At 32.6% G+C, this 25,140-nt stretch carries 24 protein-coding genes; 7 read left to right on the forward strand and 17 right to left on the reverse strand.

Going from position 1 to position 25,140, the window contains the following annotated elements:
* The first annotated feature begins 1 nt into the window (after window position 1).
* On the forward strand, window positions 2-1,165 hold the full coding sequence (locus ABD963_RS13280) for a sigma-54-dependent transcriptional regulator (RefSeq protein WP_345277580.1): 1,164 nt from the start codon (window positions 2-4) through the stop codon (window positions 1,163-1,165).
* A 47-nt stretch (window positions 1,166-1,212) separates the two neighbouring features.
* Here ABD963_RS13280 and ABD963_RS13285 read toward each other — a convergent pair whose 3' ends face one another.
* The gene (locus tag ABD963_RS13285; protein WP_345277582.1) at window positions 1,213-1,959 is read right to left on the reverse strand and encodes a hypothetical protein; all 747 of its coding nucleotides are present in this window, start codon (window positions 1,957-1,959) and stop codon (window positions 1,213-1,215) included.
* 120 nt (window positions 1,960-2,079) lie between these two features.
* On the opposite strand from ABD963_RS13285, the gene ABD963_RS13290 reads away from it, so the two are divergent.
* The 3 genes from ABD963_RS13290 to ABD963_RS13300 all read left to right on the forward strand — a co-directional run bounded on the left by ABD963_RS13290 (window position 2,080) and on the right by ABD963_RS13300 (window position 5,095).
* On the forward strand, window positions 2,080-2,946 hold the full coding sequence (locus tag ABD963_RS13290; RefSeq protein ID WP_345277584.1) for a PPK2 family polyphosphate kinase: 867 nt from the start codon (window positions 2,080-2,082) through the stop codon (window positions 2,944-2,946).
* A 178-nt stretch (window positions 2,947-3,124) separates the two neighbouring features.
* Window positions 3,125-4,528, forward strand: coding sequence for a M20/M25/M40 family metallo-hydrolase (locus tag ABD963_RS13295; RefSeq protein ID WP_345277586.1), 1,404 nt, complete (start codon window positions 3,125-3,127; stop codon window positions 4,526-4,528).
* A gap of 12 nt (window positions 4,529-4,540) precedes the next feature.
* The gene (locus ABD963_RS13300) at window positions 4,541-5,095 is read left to right on the forward strand and encodes a hypothetical protein (protein ID WP_345277588.1); all 555 of its coding nucleotides are present in this window, start codon (window positions 4,541-4,543) and stop codon (window positions 5,093-5,095) included.
* An 8-nt stretch (window positions 5,096-5,103) separates the two neighbouring features.
* On the opposite strand, the gene ABD963_RS13305 is transcribed toward ABD963_RS13300, so the two are convergent.
* The 13 genes from ABD963_RS13305 to ABD963_RS13365 all read right to left on the reverse strand — a co-directional run bounded on the left by ABD963_RS13305 (window position 5,104) and on the right by ABD963_RS13365 (window position 17,702).
* The gene (locus tag ABD963_RS13305) at window positions 5,104-5,937 is read right to left on the reverse strand and encodes a M23 family metallopeptidase (RefSeq protein WP_345277590.1); all 834 of its coding nucleotides are present in this window, start codon (window positions 5,935-5,937) and stop codon (window positions 5,104-5,106) included.
* A gap of 405 nt (window positions 5,938-6,342) precedes the next feature.
* Window positions 6,343-7,071 carry a DUF6090 family protein gene (locus ABD963_RS13310; RefSeq protein ID WP_345277592.1) on the reverse strand — a complete coding sequence of 243 codons (729 nt, stop codon included), beginning with the start codon at window positions 7,069-7,071 and terminating at the stop codon, window positions 6,343-6,345.
* A complete protein-coding gene (locus tag ABD963_RS13315) occupies window positions 7,068-7,829 on the reverse strand; it encodes a DUF6090 family protein (protein WP_345277594.1) in 762 nt (253 codons plus the stop codon). The genes ABD963_RS13310 and ABD963_RS13315 overlap by 4 nt, the downstream gene beginning before the upstream one ends.
* Window positions 7,830-7,840: 11 nt before the next feature.
* Window positions 7,841-8,596 (reverse strand): DUF6090 family protein, encoded by a 756-nt coding sequence (locus ABD963_RS13320; RefSeq protein WP_345277596.1) that lies wholly within the window; start codon window positions 8,594-8,596, stop codon window positions 7,841-7,843.
* Window positions 8,597-8,643: 47 nt separating this feature from the next.
* A complete protein-coding gene (locus ABD963_RS13325; RefSeq protein WP_345277598.1) occupies window positions 8,644-9,405 on the reverse strand; it encodes a DUF6090 family protein in 762 nt (253 codons plus the stop codon).
* The gene (locus ABD963_RS13330) at window positions 9,402-10,166 is read right to left on the reverse strand and encodes a hypothetical protein (protein ID WP_345277600.1); all 765 of its coding nucleotides are present in this window, start codon (window positions 10,164-10,166) and stop codon (window positions 9,402-9,404) included. Before ABD963_RS13330 ends, ABD963_RS13325 begins: the two co-directional genes overlap by 4 nt.
* Window positions 10,159-10,914 (reverse strand): DUF6090 family protein, encoded by a 756-nt coding sequence (locus ABD963_RS13335; protein WP_345277602.1) that lies wholly within the window; start codon window positions 10,912-10,914, stop codon window positions 10,159-10,161. Before ABD963_RS13335 ends, ABD963_RS13330 begins: the two co-directional genes overlap by 8 nt.
* A 3-nt stretch (window positions 10,915-10,917) precedes the next feature.
* The gene (locus ABD963_RS13340; protein ID WP_345277604.1) at window positions 10,918-12,213 is read right to left on the reverse strand and encodes an APC family permease; all 1,296 of its coding nucleotides are present in this window, start codon (window positions 12,211-12,213) and stop codon (window positions 10,918-10,920) included.
* On the reverse strand, window positions 12,210-13,457 hold the full coding sequence (locus tag ABD963_RS13345; protein ID WP_345277606.1) for a DUF418 domain-containing protein: 1,248 nt from the start codon (window positions 13,455-13,457) through the stop codon (window positions 12,210-12,212). The genes ABD963_RS13340 and ABD963_RS13345 overlap by 4 nt, the downstream gene beginning before the upstream one ends.
* Before the next feature lie 23 nt (window positions 13,458-13,480).
* Window positions 13,481-14,899 (reverse strand): MBOAT family O-acyltransferase, encoded by a 1,419-nt coding sequence (locus ABD963_RS13350; protein WP_345277608.1) that lies wholly within the window; start codon window positions 14,897-14,899, stop codon window positions 13,481-13,483.
* A 2-nt stretch (window positions 14,900-14,901) separates the two neighbouring features.
* A complete protein-coding gene (locus ABD963_RS13355) occupies window positions 14,902-15,939 on the reverse strand; it encodes a hypothetical protein (protein ID WP_345277610.1) in 1,038 nt (345 codons plus the stop codon).
* A gap of 95 nt (window positions 15,940-16,034) precedes the next feature.
* Window positions 16,035-16,766, reverse strand: coding sequence for a hypothetical protein (locus tag ABD963_RS13360; RefSeq protein WP_345277612.1), 732 nt, complete (start codon window positions 16,764-16,766; stop codon window positions 16,035-16,037).
* A gap of 54 nt (window positions 16,767-16,820) precedes the next feature.
* Complete coding sequence (locus ABD963_RS13365; protein ID WP_345277614.1) at window positions 16,821-17,702, reverse strand: ester cyclase; 882 nt, start codon at window positions 17,700-17,702, stop codon at window positions 16,821-16,823.
* 585 nt (window positions 17,703-18,287) lie between these two features.
* Here ABD963_RS13365 and ABD963_RS13370 point away from each other — a divergent pair.
* The gene (locus tag ABD963_RS13370) at window positions 18,288-19,238 is read left to right on the forward strand and encodes a T9SS type A sorting domain-containing protein (RefSeq protein ID WP_345277616.1); all 951 of its coding nucleotides are present in this window, start codon (window positions 18,288-18,290) and stop codon (window positions 19,236-19,238) included.
* A 53-nt stretch (window positions 19,239-19,291) separates the two neighbouring features.
* Here the strand turns inward: ABD963_RS13370 and lysA are convergent, their stop codons facing one another.
* Window positions 19,292-20,527, reverse strand: coding sequence for a diaminopimelate decarboxylase (gene lysA, locus ABD963_RS13375; RefSeq protein ID WP_345277618.1), 1,236 nt, complete (start codon window positions 20,525-20,527; stop codon window positions 19,292-19,294).
* Window positions 20,528-20,726: 199 nt separating this feature from the next.
* Between lysA and sucC the strand changes: the two genes are divergently transcribed.
* Window positions 20,727-21,917: an ADP-forming succinate--CoA ligase subunit beta gene (sucC, locus tag ABD963_RS13380; RefSeq protein WP_345277620.1), complete on the forward strand. Its 1,191-nt coding sequence runs from the start codon at window positions 20,727-20,729 to the stop codon at window positions 21,915-21,917.
* A gap of 36 nt (window positions 21,918-21,953) precedes the next feature.
* Here the strand turns inward: sucC and ABD963_RS13385 are convergent, their stop codons facing one another.
* Window positions 21,954-22,241, reverse strand: a complete 288-nt coding sequence (locus tag ABD963_RS13385; RefSeq protein WP_345277622.1) for a DUF1456 family protein — start codon at window positions 22,239-22,241, stop codon at window positions 21,954-21,956.
* A gap of 370 nt (window positions 22,242-22,611) precedes the next feature.
* On the opposite strand from ABD963_RS13385, the gene ABD963_RS13390 reads away from it, so the two are divergent.
* Window positions 22,612-23,028 carry a TerB family tellurite resistance protein gene (locus tag ABD963_RS13390; protein ID WP_345277624.1) on the forward strand — a complete coding sequence of 139 codons (417 nt, stop codon included), beginning with the start codon at window positions 22,612-22,614 and terminating at the stop codon, window positions 23,026-23,028.
* Window positions 23,029-23,119: 91 nt separating this feature from the next.
* Here the strand turns inward: ABD963_RS13390 and uvrB are convergent, their stop codons facing one another.
* Entirely contained in the window at window positions 23,120-25,123 is a 2,004-nt protein-coding gene (uvrB, locus tag ABD963_RS13395) for an excinuclease ABC subunit UvrB (protein ID WP_345277626.1), read from the reverse strand.
* Window positions 25,124-25,140: the final 17 nt, after the last annotated feature.

Below are 25,140 nucleotides of genomic sequence, written 5' to 3' on the forward strand. Positions count from 1 at the left end.
GATGTCAAAAATATTAGTAATTGAAGACGAAGCGGCTATTAGACGTGTATTGCTAAAAATTCTTTCAGAAGAAAATGATGCTTACCAAGTTGAAGAAGCTGAAGATGGCTTAGTAGGAATTGAAAAAATAAAAAATGACGATTTCGATTTGATACTTTGCGATATAAAAATGCCAAAAATGGATGGCGTTGAAGTATTGGAAGCTGTGAAAAAACTAAAACCAGAAATACCAATTGTGATGATTTCGGGTCATGGAGATTTAGATACTGCAGTGAATACTATGCGATTGGGTGCATTTGATTATATTTCAAAACCACCAGATTTAAATCGGCTTTTAAATACCGTTCGCAATGCGTTAGATAGAAAGGAATTGGTTGTTGAAAATAAAATCCTAAAGAAAAAGGTAAGTAAAAAATATGAAATGATCGGAGAGAGTGAAGCCATCTCGCAAATAAAGGATATTATTGATAAAGTAGCCCCGACTGATGCCCGAGTGTTGATTACAGGGCCAAATGGCACAGGAAAGGAATTGGTGGCACATTGGCTACATCAAAAAAGTGAGCGAGCCAAAGGTGCCATGATTGAAGTGAATTGTGCGGCTATCCCGTCTGAGTTGATTGAAAGTGAATTGTTTGGTCATGTTAAAGGAGCTTTTACAAGTGCCGCAAAAGACAGAGCCGGAAAATTTGAAGCAGCTAACGGAGGTACGATTTTTCTGGATGAAATAGGAGATATGAGTTTATCCGCCCAAGCTAAAGTGCTCCGCGCGTTACAAGAAAGCAGAATACAGCGTGTCGGAAGTGATAAGGATATCAAGGTAGATGTTAGGGTTATCGCAGCAACTAATAAAAATTTACAAAATGAAATTGAAGAAGGTAGATTCCGTGAAGATTTATATCACAGGCTAGCTGTCATTTTAATTAAAGTACCTGCTTTAAACGAAAGAAGAGAAGATATTCCTATGCTAATTAATCACTTTTCTGAAAAGATTTCGGAAGAGCAAGGGACTACCAAAAAATCATTTTCTGATAAAGCTGTTAAATTACTTCAGGAATATAATTGGACAGGAAACATAAGAGAGCTACGTAATGTTATTGAGCGCTTAATCATTTTAGGAGGAAGTGAAGTTAGTGAACAAGATGTTAAGGCTTTTGCCAGTAAATAAAACAAAGCCCACAAAATTAATTTTGTGGGCTTTGTTTTTAATTTCGTTTAGTCGTTACAAGCATTTAATTCTCGTAAATAGTTAGATGTTAATGTTTTAAGGTTGTTGTTGTAATGCGTTTTAATTTCTTTAATACTTTTCATGAATAAAGCTTCTGAAGGATTGTTAACACTTATAGTGTTATGATTGCAATTACAAACTTTAAGAGTTTCATTGTAAGTTTTTATATTTTCAGAAATAGCGGCTTCAAAGGAAAGAATTAATTGTTCCTTTTTAAGTTTTAATTCTTCTTTCTTTTGTTCTTCTAATTGGATTTTAATTTTTTCCTGTTTGAGTTTTAGTGCTTCTTGCTGCTTTCTTAAATTTAACTGCTCATCTTGTAAATCAGAAACTTGTCTGTTTTCGGAGGTGGCAATTTCGTTACTATAGTTGGTAACAGAGCATTTGTCTACAGTTATGATACATTCTTTACTTAAATCTCTCGCTCTTTTTACATAAAAGCGTCCGTCTTCATAGGTTTGAGTATCTTCAACTTTTGCCAATAAATCAGTGCTTTTGTTGGCAAGAACTAGAGCTGTTTCGCAGTCACAATTCTTTAATGATTTTTTTGAAAGGTTGAATGATTCCAAAGATCGGTTTGCATAATATTTCAAGTGACTTATATTATTGGCTTCATAAGCATCTTTTACGTGCGAATAAGCGTTTACTAGGTATGAGTTGGCATCATCACAATCGGACTGCGCCTGAACAGTAAATATGGTTGAAAGACATAGTAATAAAAAAACTTTTTTCATGAGATTTGGGGTTGGTTAGACATGTAGGTAAAGCGAAAGTATTAAAAACATTATAATTACATATGTATTTCATCGAAAATATGGATTTACTATATTTATGAAATATTATAAATTCAAAACATGGAAGAAGTAAACACAGATATTTACAAGGTAAATTCACACATATCGTTAAAAAACTCTGAAACCAAAGTGGTTATTGAAAACGCGGAAAGAGAACTAAGAAAAATAAGAAAGAAATTAGGAAACTTGCAAAACACCATGTATGCCCACAACAAATATGCCGTATTGGTTTGTTTGCAAGGTATGGATACCTCGGGTAAAGATAGTTTGGTACGAGAGGTTTTCAAGGATTTTAATGTTAGAGGGGTGGAATCCCATAGTTTTAAAGTGCCAACGGAACTGGAGCTTGGACATGACTATTTATGGCGTCACTATTTAGTATTGCCAGAACGTGGTAAATTTGGGGTTTTTAACAGAACACATTACGAAAACGTATTGGTAACAAGAGTGCACCCGAACTATATTTTGAATGAAAATATTCCAACCATCAATTCGGTTGAAGATATTGACGATGCTTTTTGGAACCAACGTTTTGAACAAATCAATAATTTTGAAAAACATATAGCCGAAAACGGAACGATTATTTTTAAATTCTTTTTAAATCTTTCAAAAGGAGAACAAAAAAATAGATTGTTAAGGCGTTTACGTAAGCAAGAAAAGAACTGGAAGTTTTCTCCAGGTGATTTGAAGGAACGCAAACTTTGGGATCAATACCAAGAATGTTACGAAGATGCTTTAAATAGAACTTCAAAACCGCATGCGCCTTGGTACACCATTCCTGCCGATGACAAACCAACTGCCAGATATTTGGTAGCTAAAACCATGTATGATACCTTGAGCAAATACACCGACATTCAAGAGCCAGAGTTGGATGATGATATCAAAGCTAACCTACAATTGTATAGACAACAGCTTAATAGTGAATAGTTTTTGTTTATTTTATTACGCTTTTCGTTGTCTCTTTTAATGTTGCTTCCAAAGAAGTCCATAAAAAATGTCGCTATAATTGTAAACGCAACCCTCGATTATTGTTAACACAATTTTATGCCTTTATTTAATAGTAAATTTTAGAGAAATACTATCTTTAAAATTATAAAATACACCTATGAATAAATTATTATTTACTGTAATCACTTTAAGTTCCATTTTATCATTTTCTCAAACTGATGAAGAAGTTTTTCGGACTATTTACACCCAATCGCTTACCAATGGAAAAAGTTACGAATGGCTAAATCATTTATCTAATCAAATAGGAAGCAGGTTGTCGGGGTCTTTGGGCGCAGAAAAGGCAGTGGCTTACACCAAAGAAGAACTCGATAAATTAGGTTTGGATAAAGTTTGGCTTCAACCCGTTATGGTACCCAAATGGGTAAGAGGTGCCAAAGAGTTTGCTTTTATTGAAAGTGAACCTGGAAAAACCACCAATGTCAATATTTGTGCATTGGGAGGTTCTGTTGCAACTCCCGCATTAGGTATAAAAGCCAACGTCGTTGAGGTTAAAAATTTTGAAGAACTTGAAAAGCTTGGTAAAGAAAATATTGAAGGTAAAATAGTGTTTTATAATCGCCCGATGCAACCCGATTTAATTCACACTTTTGAAGCTTATGGAGGTTGTGTAAACCAACGTTATCAAGGCGCTGTTGAAGCTACAAAATATGGTGCTGTAGGCGTTATTGTACGCTCCATGAACTTAAGATTAGACGATTTACCGCATACAGGAGCTATGACCTACGAAGATTTACCTGTTGAAAAGCGTATTCCCTCTGCTGCTATTAGTACCAACGATGCTGAGTTATTAAGTACCATGTTAACTCTTAATAATAATATTCAGTTTTATTTTAAACAAAGCTGTAAGCAATTAGCTGATGTACAATCTTATAATGTGATTGGGCAAATTACGGGTAGTGAGTTTCCAAATGAATTTATGTTAGTTGGTGGACATTTGGATTCTTGGGATTTAGGCGATGGTTCGCATGACGATGGTGCAGGTGTGGTACAATCCATGGACGTTTTAAGATTATTAAAAGAGTCAGGTATCAAACCAAAGCGAAGTATTCGTGTGGTATTATTTATGAATGAAGAAAATGGTTTGCGTGGTGGTAGAAAATATGCTGAAGTTGCCAAACAAAAAGATGAAAACCATGTATTTGCTTTGGAGAGCGATTCAGGAGGCTTTACACCTCGTGGGTTTAGTTTTGACTGTAATGATGCCAGTTTTAATCAAGTATTAAGTTGGCAACCCTTGTTTAAACCCTATTTGATTCATTATTTTGAGAAGGGTGGAAGTGGTGCTGATATTGGTCCGTTAAAGTCTGAGACCACAGTATTAGCCGGTTTACGTCCAGATTCTCAACGTTATTTCGATCATCACCATGCGAGTAATGATATCTTTGATGCCATCAATAAAAGGGAGTTGGAGCTTGGTGCTGCCACTATGACGGCTTTGGTTTATTTATTCGATAAGTATGGTGTGAACCCTATCTCTAGTTCAGAAACTATTAAGAATTAATTGTTTAAATTTATGAAGGAGATTTTTCTAACATTAGCTCTGATAACATCATTCATTACGATGGCGCAGGAAGAACAAAAATTACCATATTACGAAATACCTGAAGAAGCTGAAACTTATACCGCAGGAACCGTTGCCTCAAGAATGATGGATGGATTGGGATTTCGATATTATTGGGCAACAGAAGGTTTAAGAGCAGAAGACTTAAGTTTTAAAGCCAGTGAATCTGGAAGAACCAGCGAGGAAACTATTGACCATATTTTAGGGTTGTCAAATTTTATTTTAAACAGTATCTCTGATACGGGAATTAAGAGTAGTGAAGAAGTTTTTACTTTTGAAGAAAAACGAATTCAGACACTTTTAAATATTGAAAAAGCTTCCAATATTTTAAAGGAAATAGACGATTTATCAAAATTTGATAATGATAGATTCCCATTCTGGAATATCATTAATGGTCCAATTTCTGATGCCTTATGGCATTGCGGACAAGTGGTTATGTTGCGTCGCGCTTCAGGGAATCCGTTTAATTCGAAAGCTAGCGTTTTTTCAGGGAAGGTTAGGGAATAACACCGAAATTATTTTCTGTAATAGAAAGAATTTTTCCTTAAGATCTTATTTTTATAACCTTCAAAATATATCGGGAAAGACACGTTTTTTCCTTTAAAAACAACAAAGTGCAAGTGAGGTGTGGTTGTAAAACCAGTTAAACCAGACAATGCAATGGGCTGTCCAGCTTCAACATAATCTCCCACTTCTACAAGCGCACCATTAAAATCAATATGTGCGTAATCTGCAATGGTACCATCATCATGTAAAATATTTATTTTGTTTGCATATTTAATGAAATCCCTTGTTTTACCATGTTTTTTGGAATCTTCTTTCACATAAAACACCTTGCCATTTCTGGCAGCAGTTATGGTATCACCTATTTCAAGATTGAAATCGATAGCAAATTTAGAGTGCGGTAAATTATGTGAAAATTTCCCACCAAAACTCTGTATAACCTTATACTTTTTGTTTTTTGGAAATGGCAGTTTAAATAGAAAATCTTTATCTAATTTTATACTTTTTGAATCGCCAAACGAACCTTTGGACTCTACAAATTCATTAATATCTATTTTTGATGTGTCTTTGATTACAGATAAGGGAAATTTAAAGACATTAAAGTTGGTATCGTTCGCTTTGATTAAAATCTCGCTTTTGTAATTAAAACTTATGTTTTTCTCATTCTTTGGTTTGAATGAAAACTCTATGGGGCATAAAAATGGATTAATTAAATCTATAACTACAGAGTCTTTTATAATTCTTTTTATAGAGCTTACGTTTTGCGCTTTTAAATTGTAGCTAATACTTAATAAAAATAAGAATATCAATGCTTTAAGCCTGTTTTGAATTTTTACCTTTGGCATAAAACTAAACGTTAATTTAAGAATCTTTAATACTTTAATTTTTGTTTTTTTTTGACTCCTTTTTCATTTTTATAAATCCAGTAACCAACCTTACCCCCAATCTCGCAAAAAGGATTATGGCTATAACCATAACAATATCAAATCCATTCATCTTAGAAAGGTAAGATTTTCTAATTTTAATTTTTTTTAGAAAATGTTAATTTTTCAATGGAAGTTTTTCCAGTTGGCTTTAATTATCTCTTTTCATACCATTTATTAGTCGATAAGGCTCTAAAATGCAGATTTCAACTGTGCAATTTCGCCAATGGCCAATTTCATGTGGTTAGTGTATTTGCCTTAAGTAATAAGTGTTGACGGATGGTTCTGAAGAATTTGATCATGGAATTAATGTTAATCACTTAGTGATTATTTGTGTTCTTTAAGGTACAAATTAATGGAATCTATACTTTCCAAAGTCGATTCCATAATTTTTTGGTAGGCCCAGTTCCACCGATTAATCCTAGATTTTCTCAACAATATATAATCGTTGAATTCTTTGGATTTTATAGTTGTCTCATAGTCAATAACGGATGGTTCAATATCAAAGTCTTTCGAATTAGGATTTTTTTGAATTTGAAATTGGGATTTTTGTAAAGGAATAGCTCTAAATTCAATAAAGTTCTTGTCTTCCATTGATAAAAGATCTAAATAAAAACGAGAACTATGATAATGTGCATTGATCTGTTTACGGAGATTGTCATTAAAGGGAATTTGAACATTTCCTTCTTTAATGGTTTCTATAGCTTTGGTGTTTTGGATAAAATAAACGCTACCAAAAAGAAATAAATTGCCGTTTTCTTTCAAGTTTTGTGGGTCATTTAAGACCAATTTAACCGATTCATCAAAACGTTTTATCCTTTTAAATTGAACATTCATAAAAGTTGTGTCCAACTTCAAGTCTTCAACCAGTTCACGAAGCATTTTTAGTTCGTACGCCTTGTTGATGCGATTTTGGTTCCAATTATTAATTTGCAAAGCAATCAAAATACCAATAACTACCAAAATAATTTCGCCTAAGGCGTATTTTAAATAGCGGGCTGATTTTGAGTTTTCCATAATGATGGTGTGGCGTATTTGGCTAAAGAATTTAATCATAAATTATTATTTAGTTTCAATTCTTTGTCAATTAAATCCAATAACTCAACAATATTTGATTTTAGTCCCTCATAATGAAAGTTGATGATAAGATTTGTCCAATTTCTATTTGTTTTTAAGTAGTAAATGAATTCTTTGTCATTTTTTAATGCTTCAACATCTCTCGGTTTTAGACTTCCTGGATAACCTTTGCTATTGAGGTCATAATTTAAGCCTTCTTCAAATCTAGTAGGAAAAATATGTTGTATTCCTAACCAATAGTTTTCTATAAAGTCATTTTCGGATACAGCAAAAAAACGATAGCGTGAGTCATAGACATCGACTATCTTTTTTTGTAATGATTTGTTTGAAATAATATTTACCCCTTTTGCTTTTAGTGATTCGAAAGCACTTGTCGAATAGACAAAACGCGTAACAAAGAAAGCATCGGCGAAGAGTGTACTCAATGTATCTATATTTACATCGATATCAGGTTTTAAAAAGATTAAAATGGAATCGCAGGCGGCAAGGCCTTTGATATGCTGTTTTATATTGTATTCAATATCTGATAGATCTGAGGATAAAGACTCTTTAAAGGATTGAAGCATTTCTGTTTCAAAGGCTTTTTCCTTACGTTTTTCGTTCCAATTGTTAATCTGTAAGGCAATGAGAATTCCAATGACAACCAGAATAATTTCACCAAGGGCATATTTCAGATAATTGGCCGTTTTGCCTTCGTTGAGAAGTTTTTGACGTATGTTTCTAAAAAATTTAATCATGCTCTCATGTTTTAGTGTTCAATGTCACAAAATTGATTGATTTCCTGAATTAAGGCATTTCCTATATCCATTAATCTTGGGTAGTTTACTAAATAAGTTCTTTCTGATAAAGTTCTATACATGGCAGATTTGTATGCGTTATTTTGAATATAAGGTAAAACATCTTGAAATTCGTTATAGTCAATATTCTCATTATCTCTCCTCTTTTTTGCTAAATTAAAGTAAGGAGTTTTGTCAATACTTATACTTATCTGAGATTCCATACTTTCAATGAAATTGTTATAACTTAGCTCATCATTATAAGTTTTGTCAACACGACTGTAATAAACAGATAGTAAACTATCTACTTTAGTATTGTTAATTTTACCAAGAAAGGGTGAGTTTTTTAGCGCCTCGAAGCCACTTTTATTTGGTATAAAATAAAATTCAACAAAAACAATGCCTCCTTGTAAAATATTTTCAATATTAGAAAAGTCTTGTTTTAATAGTTCATTTGTGCTTCTAATAGCTCTGGCCCTAACGGTATCTCTTCTAACTTTTAAAACTTCAATTTGTTGGATGTCCTGTTTTACATTGCTTGCAATTTTATATAAATATTGATTAAGCTCTTTGCTTTCTTTTTTGTGTTCATTCCAGTTATTGATTTGTAAGGCAATCAAAATGCCAATAACTACCAGCACAATTTCACCCAAAGCGTAACGGGAATATGCGGCCGTTTTATTTTCAGAAGCCAGTTTTTTTCGAATATTTCTAAATAATTTAATCATCTCAATTTTAGTTGATTGTTAGACCATTGTAATATAAACTGTTAGTTTCAGTTGGAAAGTTCTTTATCAATTTCAGAAATAAGGTCAGTTGCAAATTGATTACGGTTATCAAAAAAATAGATTAATCTAATTTTCCTAAAAACCTCAGATTTCAATAGGTTTCTTCCATCAATGGATGTAATGACTTTAATAATGTTATCCCGCAAGGAAATAGAATCTTGAAAAGTAGGTATGTTTTCCATTTCGGTTATATTGTAGTGCTTTGCATCTATTTCAATATTTCCCAAGCTTAATAAATTTTCATACTCTTGTGATGTTGAATTACGTTCCCAGTTATTCATTTCTTCAGATTTTTCTTTAATTACGCTGTAGTAATGGTAAAGTTTTTTATTAAGTGTATCGTTTTTAGATAGCTTGGTAAAACCTTGATTGGTTAGCTTATTAAAGGCTGCTAAATTAAGGGTATATTGACTCGTTCGTTTTCGCATGATTAAGGTTAAAGTATCAAGTGGTAGTGTGTCAAAGTTTTTAAGCATCAAAATTTGCCTTCTAAAATTTAAATAGGTTTGGTTGAATTTGTTAAGACGAGTAGTTTCTTTAATATCGGTTTGTAAATCTAGTTTTATAGCTTCCAAGATGGAGTTCATGTTTTTTTGTTCTAATCTATTGGAATTCCAATTATTTACTTGTAAAGCAATAAGAATCCCAATAACAACCAGTATAATTTCGCCAATGGCGTAAAGAAAGTATTTCTTGAAACTATTTTTAACCAACAGTTTTTGGCGGATTTTACGAAATAATTTAATCATTTATTAAGGTATTTTTCTATACGGTTTGATAGATAAAGGTTTGATTCCTTATAGGCTTTAAGATTATTAAAAACAAGTTCACTTTGATGTAAGAGGTCTGCAAGGAAGTTTAACACATCTGGTTCTTTTATAAACTCTTTAAAATTGGTTGAAAAATCTGTTCTAATATCCAATCTAAAATTTGGAATAGAATGATAACTTTCATCTGATTTAAGTTTATCAAGCGGATTAAATAAGGCATTGTTGTTAAAATTAAATGCGCCAGCTTTTTGTTGGTAAACCTCTAAAGACCATTCCAAAAATTGTTTAGAGTAGTAGGTAATAATTTCTTCTGAAAGTTTTTTTTCTTCGATTTCTTGGAGAAGCCCACTTCCATATAGGGTTTGGTAGTTGGTATTAAACTTGGAAAATTTTCGAATTTCAAGAGTGTTCAAAAAAAACTTTCCAAGTTCTTTATTGGAATTGTTTTCCTTTTCTTGATAATTCAAAATAATCTGCTGAATGCCGTCTGTAATTTTACTGTAATACGCCACCAAAAAGTCAATACGTTCAGCCTCTAGTTTCAAATCAGTTTGAACACCTATTAAAAGCTTTTCAGCAGCTTTAGTTTCTTTAGAATCTTCTCTTCTAATATTTAGTTGTAACGCAATTAAAATCCCAATCACCACAAGAATAATCTCGCCAATGGCGTACAGGAGGTATTTATTAAAACGGTTTTCAAAAACTAGTCTTTGGCGGATTTTACGGAAGAATTTAATCATTTGATAAATCTGGGTTTAATTGTTTTTCAATAAATTCCAATAAGTCCATAATATGCTTTTCTGTTCGTTTGGCTCTATGTTGAAGGGTTGCGTTTTCAAAGGCAATGGCAGAGGCAAGTTTGAAAAAAGATTCATCCTTCCTCAATTTATCGTAATCTTCTTGAGTAATAAAAAACTTGGCATACCATCTAGAATTGACATCAAAATTTTCATAGAAATATTCCAAAAATTTAGCAGTGCAATTATAGTTCTGAAAATCTAATCTTTCATCTTCATATCTTCTGTAGTAGGTATAAGCACGTTCGTATAGAAGTGAAATATTATTTCTCAGGCTATCGTTTGAAATTACTTCCACTCCTTTAGATTGCAAAAGACCATACCCACTTTTGTTAGGATCAAAATGTGGCCTTACCCTTAAGGCTGTTATTAGATAATTAAATGTAGAATCGGGTTTGTCTTTTGTTTTAAGATAAGTAACAACTTCTTTACATGCTTTGTCTATTAAATCCATAGAGGTTATATCTTCCTGAATACCGAATAAATCAATGTTGAGGTTACTATGCAACTCTTTGAGGATTTTGATTTCTAAATGTTTAGTCTTATTTTCTTCATTCCATGTATTTATTTGAAGCGCAATCAATATTCCAATAACTACCAGTATAATTTCCCCAATAGCGTATTTAAGGTATTTGATGTTTTTGCTCTCAGTCAATAAGTTTTTTCGAATATTTCTAAACAATTTAATCATTCTTTATTTTTTAATAAAAATTTTAATTAGCCAAAAAATTAAACTTAAGATACCAATTACAATTACAGTACCTATCATTTCATTTTTAGATAAACTTGATAAAAAGTAAAGTATGATGACTATAGACAAAATAGGAATTATCCTCCCACCTGGAATTTTAAAACCATTTTTATGTTCTTGGTCAGTCTTTCTAAGTTTAATTACAGATAATGCTACTCCTAAATAAAGAATTAGCATAGCGCTGCTAGCTATAATTGCTAATTGCTCAAAACTACCTGAAATAGCTAAAGAAAAACCAATTGTACCATATGTAATAATAGCTATGTATGGCGTAGCATATGATTTGTGAATTTTTGATAAAGCCTTTATTGGAATAACATGATCTCTAGATAAGGCATAAACTATTCTTGGGCTGTTTAATATCGTGCCACTCATGTATCCAAACATTGAGATAATAGCTCCTAAAATTAAAAGCGTATATCCAAAATTTCCCATAACCACTTTGGCAGTTTCTGCCAAAGGAGCTGCTTTAAAATTAGTTAATTCGATTCCCAATACACCTTGAGAAACCGTTTGAATTAAAACATAGATTACCAAAACAGTAGATATGCTAACCAAAATGGCTTTGGGAATCGTGCGTTTAGGGTTAATAACTTCACCACCAACAATAATACCTGTTTCGCATCCTTGAAAAGCGAAAAACAAAATCAGTGATGTTTCACCTAGTGTTTTGAAAGTGGGCAAGTTTTCAAAATACAAATTATGAATAGAAACATCTTTAAATCCTACAATGATGAGCAAAAGCAATGGTATAAGTTTAATAAGCGTGTTGAATTTAACCAAACCAATGCCTTGTTTTAATCCAATGACATTAATGTAAACCATACCATAAAAAAGAACAAATAAAAACAAAAACCGTAACCAGCCAGTCTCAAAAACGGGGTATGCAGAAGCTATAATATTTATTAAGGCATTAGATACGGCAGCATCAGCAAACAAGTTACTACCAATAGCAAAAAAACCAGCTACAAAACCAGCATAATCACCAAAAGCAGTTTCAATATAGGTATAAGGACCACCGGTGTTGGTTACTTTGCTGCCCGCTTCTGCAAAACAAAGCATTATCATAGCCATTAATAATCCGCAAAAAAGATAGGCAATAATACTAGAGGCTCCCATATAACCGGCTACTACAGCAGGTAACACAAAAATACCCGAACCAATAATAATATTAATAATGTTAGCAGATAAGCCTAAAACACCAACATGTCTTTTTAAGCCTTCCTCTTTTTGAATCATTTTTTAATTTTTATGGTGATGCCATAGGTGAGTTTTCTCCATAACCATTCCATGGGCCCGTATTTGAAATGATTTAACCAAAATCTGCTCAATATAATTTGTAAAGCAAATATGATTACTGCTATTCCCATAACAATCGTAAAACCAAATTTTCCAACAAAATTGAAACCAATACCGTAAAAAAGTGTAATTGAAATAATAGTTTGAAGGAGGTAATTAGTTAAAGCCATTTTGCCAATGGGTTTAAACCAATTCAAAAATGATACATTTTTTTTGCACAATAAGGCGATTCCAGCAGCGTAACCCAAAGCCAAGGGCACGGTGCCCAATGCATACGCTATGATATTGTAAAGATACGTTTCGGATGTTTCAGTATAAAATTCCAAATAGGTTCTTATTAAGTTCATTGGTAATCCTACTACCAAACCTATTATGAATACTTTTTTAAGAAACTCACTATTATCTAATAAGTTATCTTTCAATATGTTTCGCCCAGCCCAAATTCCAATTAAAAACACGCCAAAAACCTTAAATTCTCGTCCCTCATCTAAAATTCTGGCGATTCTAACGAAACCATTACCAAGTCCCATTTTAAAATAATCGGAAAGATTTGTGTTTAGCAAAAAGGATGAAAAGTCAGGTTGTAAATTCCCGTTAAATTCGGTAAGCGGCATACCAAAATATTGATAGATTTCATTACTTTTTTGGTAAAAATAACCTGGATAAAATATCCCAGTGAGGTGAACAAAAATCCAATTAATTATTGGAAATAGAATGAGTATGGTAGCTGTAAAAAGGAGTGTCTTGTTGGATTTATTTACAAACCATATTAATAAAAAGCCTAAAAAAGCATACAATGTTAAAATATCCCCAGGCCAAAGTAGGAAAAGATGAATAAGGCCTATTACTAAAAGCCAGAACATTCTTTTTCTAAAAAAGGGAGCGAAGGCCTTACCATGGGAGGTTAAGTTGTTATATTGTATAACACAGCCAATTCCAAAAAGTAAGGAGAATATTGAATAGAATTTCCCATCTACGAGCGCATACATAATAAAGTCAAAAACTTCATCTGTTGGTAGGTTCAGTTCTCTTAAACTACTATCGTTTGGAAAAAACCAAATCCCTGAAAAAAAAGGAATATTGGCTGTGAAAATAAAAAAAATGGCTAAACCTCTTAAAATATCAAGATAATCTATGCGATTCGCCTTTTGAATAGGAGCAATATTTGTGGTTTCTGATGTCATGAAATGGTTTCTATTTACTTATGCTAAAACTGAAAGTATATGAATTGTTCACCGCTTCCTTGAGCTATTACAATCAGGAAAAGCATGATGGCCCAAACCACTCCCAAAACCCAGGAGGGTATTTTTAAGGATACCTCTTTCATAGAAGTATTTCTCATGAACCAATGACATAAAAACATAAAGCCTATAACAACGCTTACTTTGATGATTGCGAATGTATCTAAAATTTTAACACCTTCTGTTTGCATATAGAACATCGATTTAATCATATTCCACGCCGTTTTGAATTCTCTAGCTCTAAAGAACACCCAAGTAATATTAACACATGAGAAAGTAATAAAAGCAAGAAAGATACCATTCCAGGCAGTGATTTTAAAGGGTAAATACCTTCGCTGTAAACGCTCCAATATTAAATAAGTACCATGCAATCCACCCCAAACAATAAAAGTCCAGGCAGCACCATGCCATAAACCACCTAAGAGCATTGTTACCATTAATGCAACATAAAGCCTCAAAATACCATGTCTATTACCTCCTAATGGAATATAGAGATAATCTCTTAACCAACTTGATAAAGAGATATGCCACCGTTTCCATAAATCTGAAAATCCTAATGATGCATATGGATATTTGAAGTTATCTGGAAGTATAATACCTAGCATTAAAGCTATTCCAATGGCACAAGTTGAGTAGCCTGCAAAATCAAAAAATATCTGTCCAGAAAACGCCAAGGTACCAATCCATGCATCTACACCATGCAATAATTCATTTGAACCAAATACAGAATCGGCTGTTTGAGAAAGTAACGTATCGGCCATGACTACTTTTTGGAACAAACCAATGGTTAGTAAAAACAATCCCCAAATAAACTGATTGATAGTAGCCTTTTTTTCTTCATAAAATTGGGTAATCAAATCTTGAGCTCTTACGATAGGACCGGCCACTAGCTGGGGAAAGAAGGTAACATATAAGGCGAAATCTAAAAAGGTTTTTGCCCTTTCTGTTTTACGTTTATACATATCAATAGTGTAAGACATGGTTTGAAATGTATAGAAGGATATTCCCATAGGCAGTATGATATCCATTGGTTGCGACTTATAGCCGTATCCATAAGCTGTATTGACAACAGTTGTGAAATTATCCAGAAGGAAATCGCGATATTTGAAGAATGCCAAAAAACCTAAATTTACCACCATGCTCAATATGAGCCACCATTTTCTTTTTCTTTCATTTTCTTCAATGGCCAAATTTTTACCAGCAACCCAATCAACCACTGTTGAAATCCATAATAAAATTACTAGTGGAGGATTCCAAATGCCATAGAACACATAACTTGCTAGCAATAGCATACGTTTTTTACCCGTCCAACTAAAAATTCTTGAATAATAAAGTGCTAAAACGATAACCAAGAATAGAACAAAACTTAATGAATTAAATAACATACTTAGTTAGTTTTAGAATTAGACAAAACACCATCTTGTATCATAATCTTGCACAATTCAGTAGTAAAATATTGTGCATCTTTTAATGATAAATGCGATTCTTCCGGACAAACCAAATCCTTGAATTGTTCATAATCCTCAAAATGGTAACTAGGCACATTGGCTTGTTTTACCAAATCGTCCCAAAATTCATTTCGTGGCATTACCATTTTTTCACCCATTCTTACTCCACCAGATGAAGGGCATCTCACTAAAATGGCCTTACCTCCTTTTGCTTTAAATTTTTTTAAGTCTTCTAAAAAGAAAGACATCGTGGATTCTTTGTCTGGAGGAGGGGATCCCTTTCCAAAAAAATGCCAAACCTTAATAATAGTATTCGCAAATGCGGTATCTGTTACGGTCCGAGAGGTCATCGCCATATTTCTGCGAATGGAGGTATCACCAAAATAATAAAAAGGTGGCATAATGGGCCCTCCTGTTCTGTTTCCAATTTGAATATTTCTTAATAGGGATTTTAAATCAATATCATCGGCCCATTCTTCTTCGTCGGCAGACATTAGAACTAGATTATTCTGTAATGGAATGGATAACTGATAATTCAATTTTTGTGCGTAAGTTTCGTTTTCATAATAGTCTACCTTAGATTGCGGCCTTCTCCACGGAAAGGCTCCCGGAAACGTTGTAGAAAAGAATAGACCAGGGGCAACCCCAATCACTACGGTTCCATTAAAATCAGTATTTACTACTATGTCATGAAAGGTAGGTAAGGGAGAAGATCCTGTAGATGCCAGTTGTATGGGTTCTTTCCCTGTAGATTCTTTCCATTCGTTTCTTTGAAAATCAAAAAATGTCCTAGAAGAACCCAAGAGTACGATTTCTCCTTTTGATGCATTTTCAACTTTGCCCCTTTCTAAGGCCCAAAGCGCTTTTTCGTCGTTTAGTGTTGGATAATAGCCTTGAGAACGCCAATAAAGTTCCCAACCAGCAATAAAAATTAATCCGATAGTTATTCCAATAATGAGAGATTGTTTGAGATACATTTTCGAGATGTTGATTTATTTAATAGTTTCAAATAAATTAAACTCGGATACTAAAATTATAATACCCGAGTTTATTTAATAGCTATGTAATTAGATTACTGATTTGAAAGGGATTTACTTAAAGAATACATATAAGACCATTCGTTTGATAGGCTATTTCTAAATTTAGCTCTAATCGCTTTGGCTTTTTCCTTACCATTAACTTTTTCATAAATGTCCCAAACATTATCTCGCTCTATATCAAGTTCTGCGAAGTTTTTAAAAGGTACGCTCACAAAATAATCAGCTACCTCTGGTGCTCCACCCACCACACTATACCAAACAGCTCTGGTATCTCCTTCACTTTTTTTCATGGCAGAGGTTAAAGCACCAACCACTTCTCTAAAATCGGATGAATTTGAAGTTTTAAAGTTGAAAACATTTACCAATTCTGTATCGCTGGGCCAAGGTGTTGATCGGCTCATTTCCGGTATTGATCTTGCTATATTGCGATGAATACTTTTTACATGTGGCATGATTAAATTTACAATAATCATTCGGCATTCTTTTCCAGCAGCATCACCACTTTCATCCATTTCTGCCCAATTGGCCATATTACTTGTCATAGTAAATACGGATCCTTCTCCTTGAACTCTGCGCCAAACATTCCATTTATCTTCCCCATTATTTTCTAAGTAACATTCCTTCCATGTTTTAAATCCTTCAATGAATTGTGCAGTATGCCCTTGTTTTACAGTAATTTCTGTTAAGTTCAATAAAAAACTTTCTGTTTCTTGTGAAATTACTACTAGTGGTAATAACAATAATAAATACATTAATTTTCTCATAATTTTCGATTTTTGTTAGTAATGGTTGTTAATTTTGATTATTAAATTTTTAAATTATTTATTCATGGCATCTGCTATGCCTTTAGTATCGGCAAATTGCTGAAATTGAATAACTTTACCATTTTCAAGGGTCCACAAATGTGCCATTTGAAGATTTATTTCAGCGCCATTTTTTTTGTATTTAGCTTGGTAACGACCAGTAGCTAATATTTTGTTATTGGTCATTTCTTGTAAGTTTAGGTCTGTTAATTTCCAATATTCCCATTCACTGCCAATTCTTGCAAAAACCCCATTTAAAATAGCTTCAAAACCAATGTATGGATTTCCATCTGCAAGTGGGAAATTTTCAGCTTCATTCCATATGGCATTCTCTGCAATTGCCTCACCAACCGCTGGTATATCACCTTTTTCAAAATCATTATAAATCTTTTGAATGACCATGATGTTATTTGGATTCAAATACGGGTCTATTCCCAATTGTTCCATAAAAATGAGATTATCCATAAAATCCTGTTCTTGCAAAATCTTTCCATCTTTCATTTTAGCGATTGTAGCTCCTTCTACATTAACCGATTTCCCTGTAGCGGGTATTCCAAAAAAATCACCAGTATGTTTGCCCTCAAATTTCCAATGCTTAACAACCTGATCACCTTGGCCTAAAACGTCTAAAACCGTAAATTTAATATCAGAAAAGCCTGTTATGAAATTTGAATAGTACGCTTTAAAATCCTCAATACCTACTATGTTTTCGGGTTGAGAAATCATGGTGATATCGGTAGAAAAATTACTCTCATTAATTAAGTCTAACTTACCTTGATTTACAATTTCGTCCCATGTATTTGTATATACTTTGATGTTTTTTTCTACCGTAGGATCTTTGCATGAAGTTAGGAAAAGGGTAGTAGCAATAAATAAAAGGGTAATAAAGTGTTTCATAATATAGTGTTTAAGTTAGGTTGTTATTTTAGTTTTTGCAAAATAATTTATGCACCCTTTAAAATGAATGAAGGGTAAATAAGGAATTATAATACCATTGAAAAGTCTATGAAATTGATTTATAAAATCAAAACTCAAATAAATCATATCGTCTTTTTATCATTATAGCGCTAATAAAAAAGACTTAGGGAACTCTTGTAATATTAGATAATTTACAGGGAATTAACAAATATTTTATTGAAAATAAACTTAAATAGAATAAAAACCAATAATTGCTTAACATTTGTTAAGGAAATATTGAAGTTTAAAATTCAAATAAATTTTTCTTTTAGCTATTCCTCTTTTATGCTCAAAAGTCTCAATGAATTTGGTCTTTTGAATATTTCGTGAAAAGTATTTTTTTACTTATTAATTAACTTTGTCATTTCACCTTAAACCAGAAAGGTTTTATTCAGCTTTTTCATTTTTGTAAAAAAACAATAAATAATTTGTTTTTTAAATTTTCTTTATTGTGCTGAATATCAACGATATCAGGCAGCTATTTTTTTATAAATTTGAATTAAATAATTGATTAAAAAATCATAAATGAAAACAAAACTACTCTCACTATTTTTTATATCAACTTTATTGGGTTTTTCTCAAGCAAACATTGAACAACTACAAAGTGCCACGGGATCCCAATATCTAGTTTTAAGCGGTTCTATTGATCAGTCTATTGATGGTGCTAACATATCGTGGGATTTTACAAACTTAACTAATACAACCATTTTATTAACAGACACCTATTCGGTAACGGGTCCTAATTCTACTATTCAAACGAATGAGGGTTCAACCATTATAAGCACCATTGGTCTTAATAATAATGGTGGTGAAATAGCGGTGACTTCTGCGTTATCATCAGGTATTCAACTAAATTATACAAATTTTGCCATTATTGGAACCTTTCCTTTAAGTTTTGGTTATTCCAATACTGATTCTGTTGAAGGTGTTTTTAGTGGTGCGGTTTCGGGAAACGTTTTAAATACGAGTACCATTAATGTTAGTGTTGATGCTTGGGGCAATTTAAAAGTAGGTACTTTTGATGGACCAGTAACAAGGTTAAAAATAATTCAAAATTTAAATTTATTAGTGGGTGGCATTGTTCCGGGAACAGCAACCCAAACTTCGTATTTTTATTATGATGCAAATAGTGATGATTTGATTTTTAGATCAACACGTCTACAAGTACCAGTAGCTGGTATTGATGATACCACTTTGGAAAGTTTATCATCTTATACCTTAAGTACAACTAACAATCAAAAAAATGATTTTGATTTAAAACTTTCAAACAATCCAGTTGAAGATGTTCTTCACTTTGTTGTTACAGATCTAGTTGAAATAAAGGCTATAACCATTTCCGATATGGCTGGAAGGATTGTTTATAAAACAGATACTAGTGCAACTTCATTAAATATTAGTCAATTAGAAACAGGACTGTTTATGGTTTCAGTATCTACAAATAAAGGTTTAGTAACTAAGAAATTTTTAAAGAAATAAATAACAAAGAGTTATGAATAAAAAAGGGTTTCAAAATTTGAAACCCTTTTTTATTAGTTTACCATAGGTTTTTCTTTTTTGATAGAAAAATCAACTTCAATTTGATTGTTTAAAATGTCTTCAAAGGTTTCTCTTTTTCTTATTAAATGAGCTTTGTTATTAAACCATAACACTTCCGCAGGACGGAAACGTGAGTTATAGTTACTTGCCATAGAGAAGCAATAAGCCCCAGCATTTTTAAAACATAAAACATCACCTTCGTTAATTTCATTGATGCGTCTATTGTTTCCAAAAGTATCGGTTTCACATATATAGCCTACAACAGTATAAAAACGCTCACGACCTTTAGGATTTGAAATGTTGGTTATCTCATGATGCGATCCGTAAAACATCGGTCGAATTAAATGGTTAAAACCAGAATCTACCTGAGCAAAAACCGTTGAGGTAGTTTGTTTGATGGCATTTACTTTGGTTAAGAAATATCCAGATTCACTAACTAAAAACTTTCCTGGTTCAAATGCCAGAGTTAAATCCTTGCCATATTCTTTACAAAAGGCATTGAATTTTGTAGATAGTTTTTCACCTAATTCTTCTATATTGGTTTCAATATCACCAACTTTATAAGGAACTTTAAAACCAGAACCAAAATCAATAAAGTCTAAATTTTTAAATTGTTTGGCAGTTTCAAATAAAATTTCGCTGGCGTACAAAAAAACTTCTATATCCAAAATATCACTTCCCGTATGCATATGAATACCATTTATGGTCATTTTGGTGTTTTCAACAATGCGAAGAATATGAGGAATTTGATGTATCGATATGCCAAATTTAGAATCGATATGACCTACAGAAATATTTGCATTTCCTCCAGCCATCACATGTGGATTAATTCGAATACATACTGGCACTTTTGGGTGTTTGGTTCCAAACTGTTCTAAAATGGAAAGATTGTCAATATTTATTTTTACACCAAGTTTGGCAGCCTCTTCAATTTCATCTAATGAAACCCCATTGGGAGTGAAAATAATTTGATCTGCTTTAAAGCCAGCTGCTAAACCTAATTGAACTTCTTGAATTGAAACTGTATCAATACCCGAACCAAAAGAATTAAATAATTTTAAGATGGAAATATTTGATAAGGCTTTTACAGCATAATTAATTTTTAAATGCTTTACAGTTTTAAAAGCATTCGTAAGTCTTTTATATTGAGATTCAATTTTATCAGCATCATAAACATATACTGGGCTACCAAATTCCTCTACAGTCTGAAGCAATTGACTTTCTGTCATAATTTCTAATTTTTTGTCAAATATATTTCTTTAAAGTATATAAATAATAAATCGATTAAAAATTTATTAAAATTAAACAAAATGTTAAATAAATAACATTAAATAGATATTAACTTTAATTGTAAGTTTTAATAATTAAATATTAGGGTAAGTTAACATGATTATTTACTTTTGTGCCTATTAAACTTTTAGGCAAATTATGAATTTACACGAATATCAAGGTAAAGAAATATTAAGCAGTTTTGGTGTACGTATTCAACGTGGTATTGTTGCACAAAATGCTCAAGAAGCGGTGGCAGCTGCTAAACAATTAACTAGTGAAACAGGAACCAGTTGGTATGTTATTAAGGCTCAAATACACGCTGGTGGTCGTGGAAAAGGTGGTGGTGTTAAGCTTGCCAAAAATCTTCAGGAGGTTGAGGAAATTGCAGGAAAGATTATAGGCATGGATTTGATTACGCCGCAAACTGCAGCTACAGGGAAGCGTGTACACCAAGTTTTGGTTGCTGAAGATGTTTATTATCCTGGTGAAAGCGAAACGGATGAGTTTTATATGTCTGTCTTATTAAACAGAGGTACAGGTCGTAATATGATTATGTATTCTACCGAAGGCGGTATGGATATTGAAACAGTAGCCGAAGAAACACCACATTTAATATTTACAGAAGAAATCGATCCAACTGTAGGTTTAATGCCTTTTCAGGCCAGACGTATTGCATTCAACTTAGGCTTGTCAGGAAATGCTTTTAAAGAAATGACAAAGTTTGTTTCTGCTCTATATACTGCCTATGTAAAATCGGACGCTTCTTTATTTGAAATAAATCCTGTATTAAAAACGAGCGACAATAAAATTATGGCGGTTGATGCTAAAGTGACCATAGATGATAATGCTCTTTTTAGACATAAAGATTATGTGAATCTACGTGATATTAGAGAAGAAAGCGCTATTGAAGTTGAAGCCGGAGAAAAAGGTTTGAATTATGTAGATCTTGATGGTAATGTGGGTTGTATGGTAAATGGTGCAGGTTTAGCTATGGCAACCATGGATTTAATTAAACAAGCAGGGGGCGAGCCAGCAAACTTTTTAGACGTTGGGGGAACAGCTGATGCTGCTAGGGTAGAAGCTGCTTTTAAGATTATATTAAAAGATCCAGCTGTAAAAGCCATTTTGATTAATATTTTTGGTGGAATAGTTCGTTGCGATAGAGTAGCACAAGGGGTTATAGATGCTTACAAAAATATGGGTAACATTAATGTTCCCATTATTGTGCGGTTACAAGGAACTAATGCGGATATTGCTAAAGAGTTAATAGATAATTCAGGCTTAGCTGTTTTAAGTGCTACTGAATTTCAAGAAGCTGCTGACAAAGTACAACAAGTATTAGCATAATTACTAAATAGGAAATAAATAAAAAGAGCAACTTTTTTAGTTGCTCTTTTTTTGTTCTTTATAATTCGATTTTGGTTTTTCCTGCTTTTTAATGGTTTCTTTTTTAGGCATAGGTCCTCGTAGATGAATAACCAAACCGTTTAAAAAGTTACGTAATATTTGATCACCACATTCCATATATTTTGGGTGATCTTCTCTTCTAAAAAAGGCTCCAAGTTCACTTTTGGAAATTCTAAAATCAACAAGCTCCAAAATTTTCACAATATCATCATCACGAAACTTCAAAGCAACCCGTAATTTTTTTAAAATATCATTATTTGTCATTATCTTAATTTAAGTCCTTATTTAAGTATGCATTTTATCGATTTTTAAAAATTGATATATCGAAACTAGCGTTTTTATGTTCTTGGTAAAGATACTCTATTTACAATTTTTTTATGGCATCAATTTTACAACGAAATTTTAATTTTAATTAATTGAAAATCAATATTTTATTATTTTATTTATGTGTATAAAACTTTTGGTTTAAAATGATGAAATGCTATTTTATTAGCTGAATAATAATCTTTCAGTGATGAAATAGATAAAATCTACGACCAAATACTATCTACTTTTCGATAAGTTACATTATATCTACGATTATTAAAAGCCTTTTCTGCTTAACTTTATATTGTAATTAATTAATCCCTTAGAAATGGTTAATAGAGTAGAAAAATTGAGTCTTTTATCTGAAATGATTGCTTTTGCTAAATATGATAAAGATATTATAAAAATCGAATATAATTTTTTGTTAGGCGTAGCAAAACAATTAGATATATCTCGAGAGGATTTTGAATATTTATTGGAAAATCCAGTTTCATACACACATTTAAAATCTCATAGTGAGCGAATTGTTCAGTTTCATAGATTGGTTTTGTTAATGAATATTGAGCAAGAATATGGTGAGGAAAACAACAATTCAGCAGGCGCTATAAAATTATATAATTTTGGATTACGAATGGGGCTAAGCCATGAATCTATTACTAAGGTATTGTACTTAATGGAAAGTTTTCCAAATAAAATCGTACCACCTGATGTTTTAATAGATATTTTTAAAACACAATATAATTAGTATATCTATTTTATTGTTGAGTATTTTCAATAATAAAAATTTAAGTGTTGATTTTTGAAATTAGATACTACTATTTTAGAAAAGCTAAAGGTTAAACCTTTAGCTTTTCTAGTTTATTTTGGTAACTTTTAATTTCATCACGTAATTTAGCAGCAACAATAAAATCCAATGCTTTAGCTGCTTCTTCCATGAGTTTTCGCTTATCGCGAATTTTCTTTTCCAGTTCTCCTTTGCTTAAATACTCACTTTCAGGTTCAGCGGCTTTGGCGGCTTCTAATTCATAACTATAGGTGCTTACTGAATTTTTTGATAAGGCATTATCTAAACTTTTATTTAGTGCCTTCGGAATTAAATTATGTTTGGTGTTGTAATCTATTTGCTTTTCACGCCTATAATTGGTCTCATCAATGGTTTTTTGCATGCTGTTGGTTATTTTATCGGCATACATTATGGCTTTTCCATTTAGGTTTCTTGCAGCTCTACCAACGGTTTGGGTTAATGAACGCGCTGAACGTAAAAATCCCTCCTTATCAGCATCTAAAATTGCAACTAATGAAACCTCAGGTAAATCCAATCCTTCGCGCAATAAGTTAACGCCAACCAATACATCAAATAGCCCTTTACGCAAATCTTGCATGATTTCAACTCGTTCCAAGGTATCCACATCACTGTGTATATAGCGACAACGAATTTGAATTCTATCTAAATATTTGGTTAATTCTTCTGCCATCCGTTTTGTTAGGGTAGTAACCAATGTGCGTTCGTCTTTTTCAACACGCTGTTGAATTTCTTCTATTAAATCATCAATTTGATTTAAACTTGGACGCACCTCAATAATGGGATCCAATAAACCTGTGGGACGAATAACTTGCTCCACATAAACACCATCAGTTTTTTGTAATTCGTAATCCGCAGGCGTTGCACTCACATAAATAACTTGGTTTTGTAAGGCTTCAAACTCTTCAAATTTTAAAGGCCGGTTATCCATGGCCGCTGGAAGTCGAAAACCATATTCTACGAGATTTTCTTTTCGGCTTCTATCGCCACCATACATGGCGTGCACTTGCGAAATGGTTACGTGACTTTCATCAACCACCATAAGATAATCATCTGGAAAATAATCTAATAAACAGAAAGGACGTGTTCCTGGAGCTCTTCCGTCAAGGTATCTAGAATAGTTTTCAATTCCAGAACAGTAGCCTAATTCTCGAATCATCTCTAGATCAAACTCCGTCCGTTCTTTTAAACGTTTAGCTTCTAAATGTTTACCTATTTCTTTAAAATAATCGTGCTGTTTTACCAAATCGTCTTGGATATCTTTTATAGCATTTTGCAATACTTCAGGAGACGTCACAAACATATTGGCAGGATAAATATTAAGGCGATCGTATTTTTCAATGACTTCATTAGTTTGAATATTAAAGGCTTCTATATCTTCAATTTCATCACCAAAGAAATGAATGCGAAAGGCATCATCAGCATAACTCGGGAAAATATCAACCGTATCACCTTTAATTCTAAAGTTTCCATGATTGAACTCACCTTCTGTTCTTGCGTATAAACTTTGTACCAATTGATGCAACAATTTTGTTCTTGAAATGACTTGATCACGTTCTAATGTAATGACGTTTTTTTGAAATTCAACAGGGTTTCCAATACCGTATAAGCAAGAAACAGAGGCTACCACCAAAACATCACGACGACCCGAAAGGAGTGAAGAGGTGGTACTCAATCGCATTTTTTCTATTTCTTCATTAATGGACAAATCTTTCTCAATGTAAACACCAGAAACAGGAATGTAAGCCTCGGGTTGGTAGTAATCGTAATACGATACAAAATATTCCACTGCATTATTTGGGAAAAACTGTTTGAACTCAGAGTATAATTGGGCGGCCAGGGTTTTATTGTGTGCTAAAACTAAAGTGGGTTTTTGAACTTTCTCAATAACATTAGCAACTGTAAAGGTTTTGCCAGACCCTGTAACACCAAGCAGAGTTTGATACCTTTCCTTGGAATTCAAAGCATGAACTAATTGTTTTATGGCTTCAGGTTGATCACCAGTTGGACTAAATTCTGATTCTATTTTGAATTTCATCTTGCAAAATTACGCAA

Origin of the sequence: Litoribaculum gwangyangense (assembly GCF_039543505.1) — a bacterium.
Lineage (GTDB): Bacteria > Bacteroidota > Bacteroidia > Flavobacteriales > Flavobacteriaceae > Litoribaculum > Litoribaculum gwangyangense.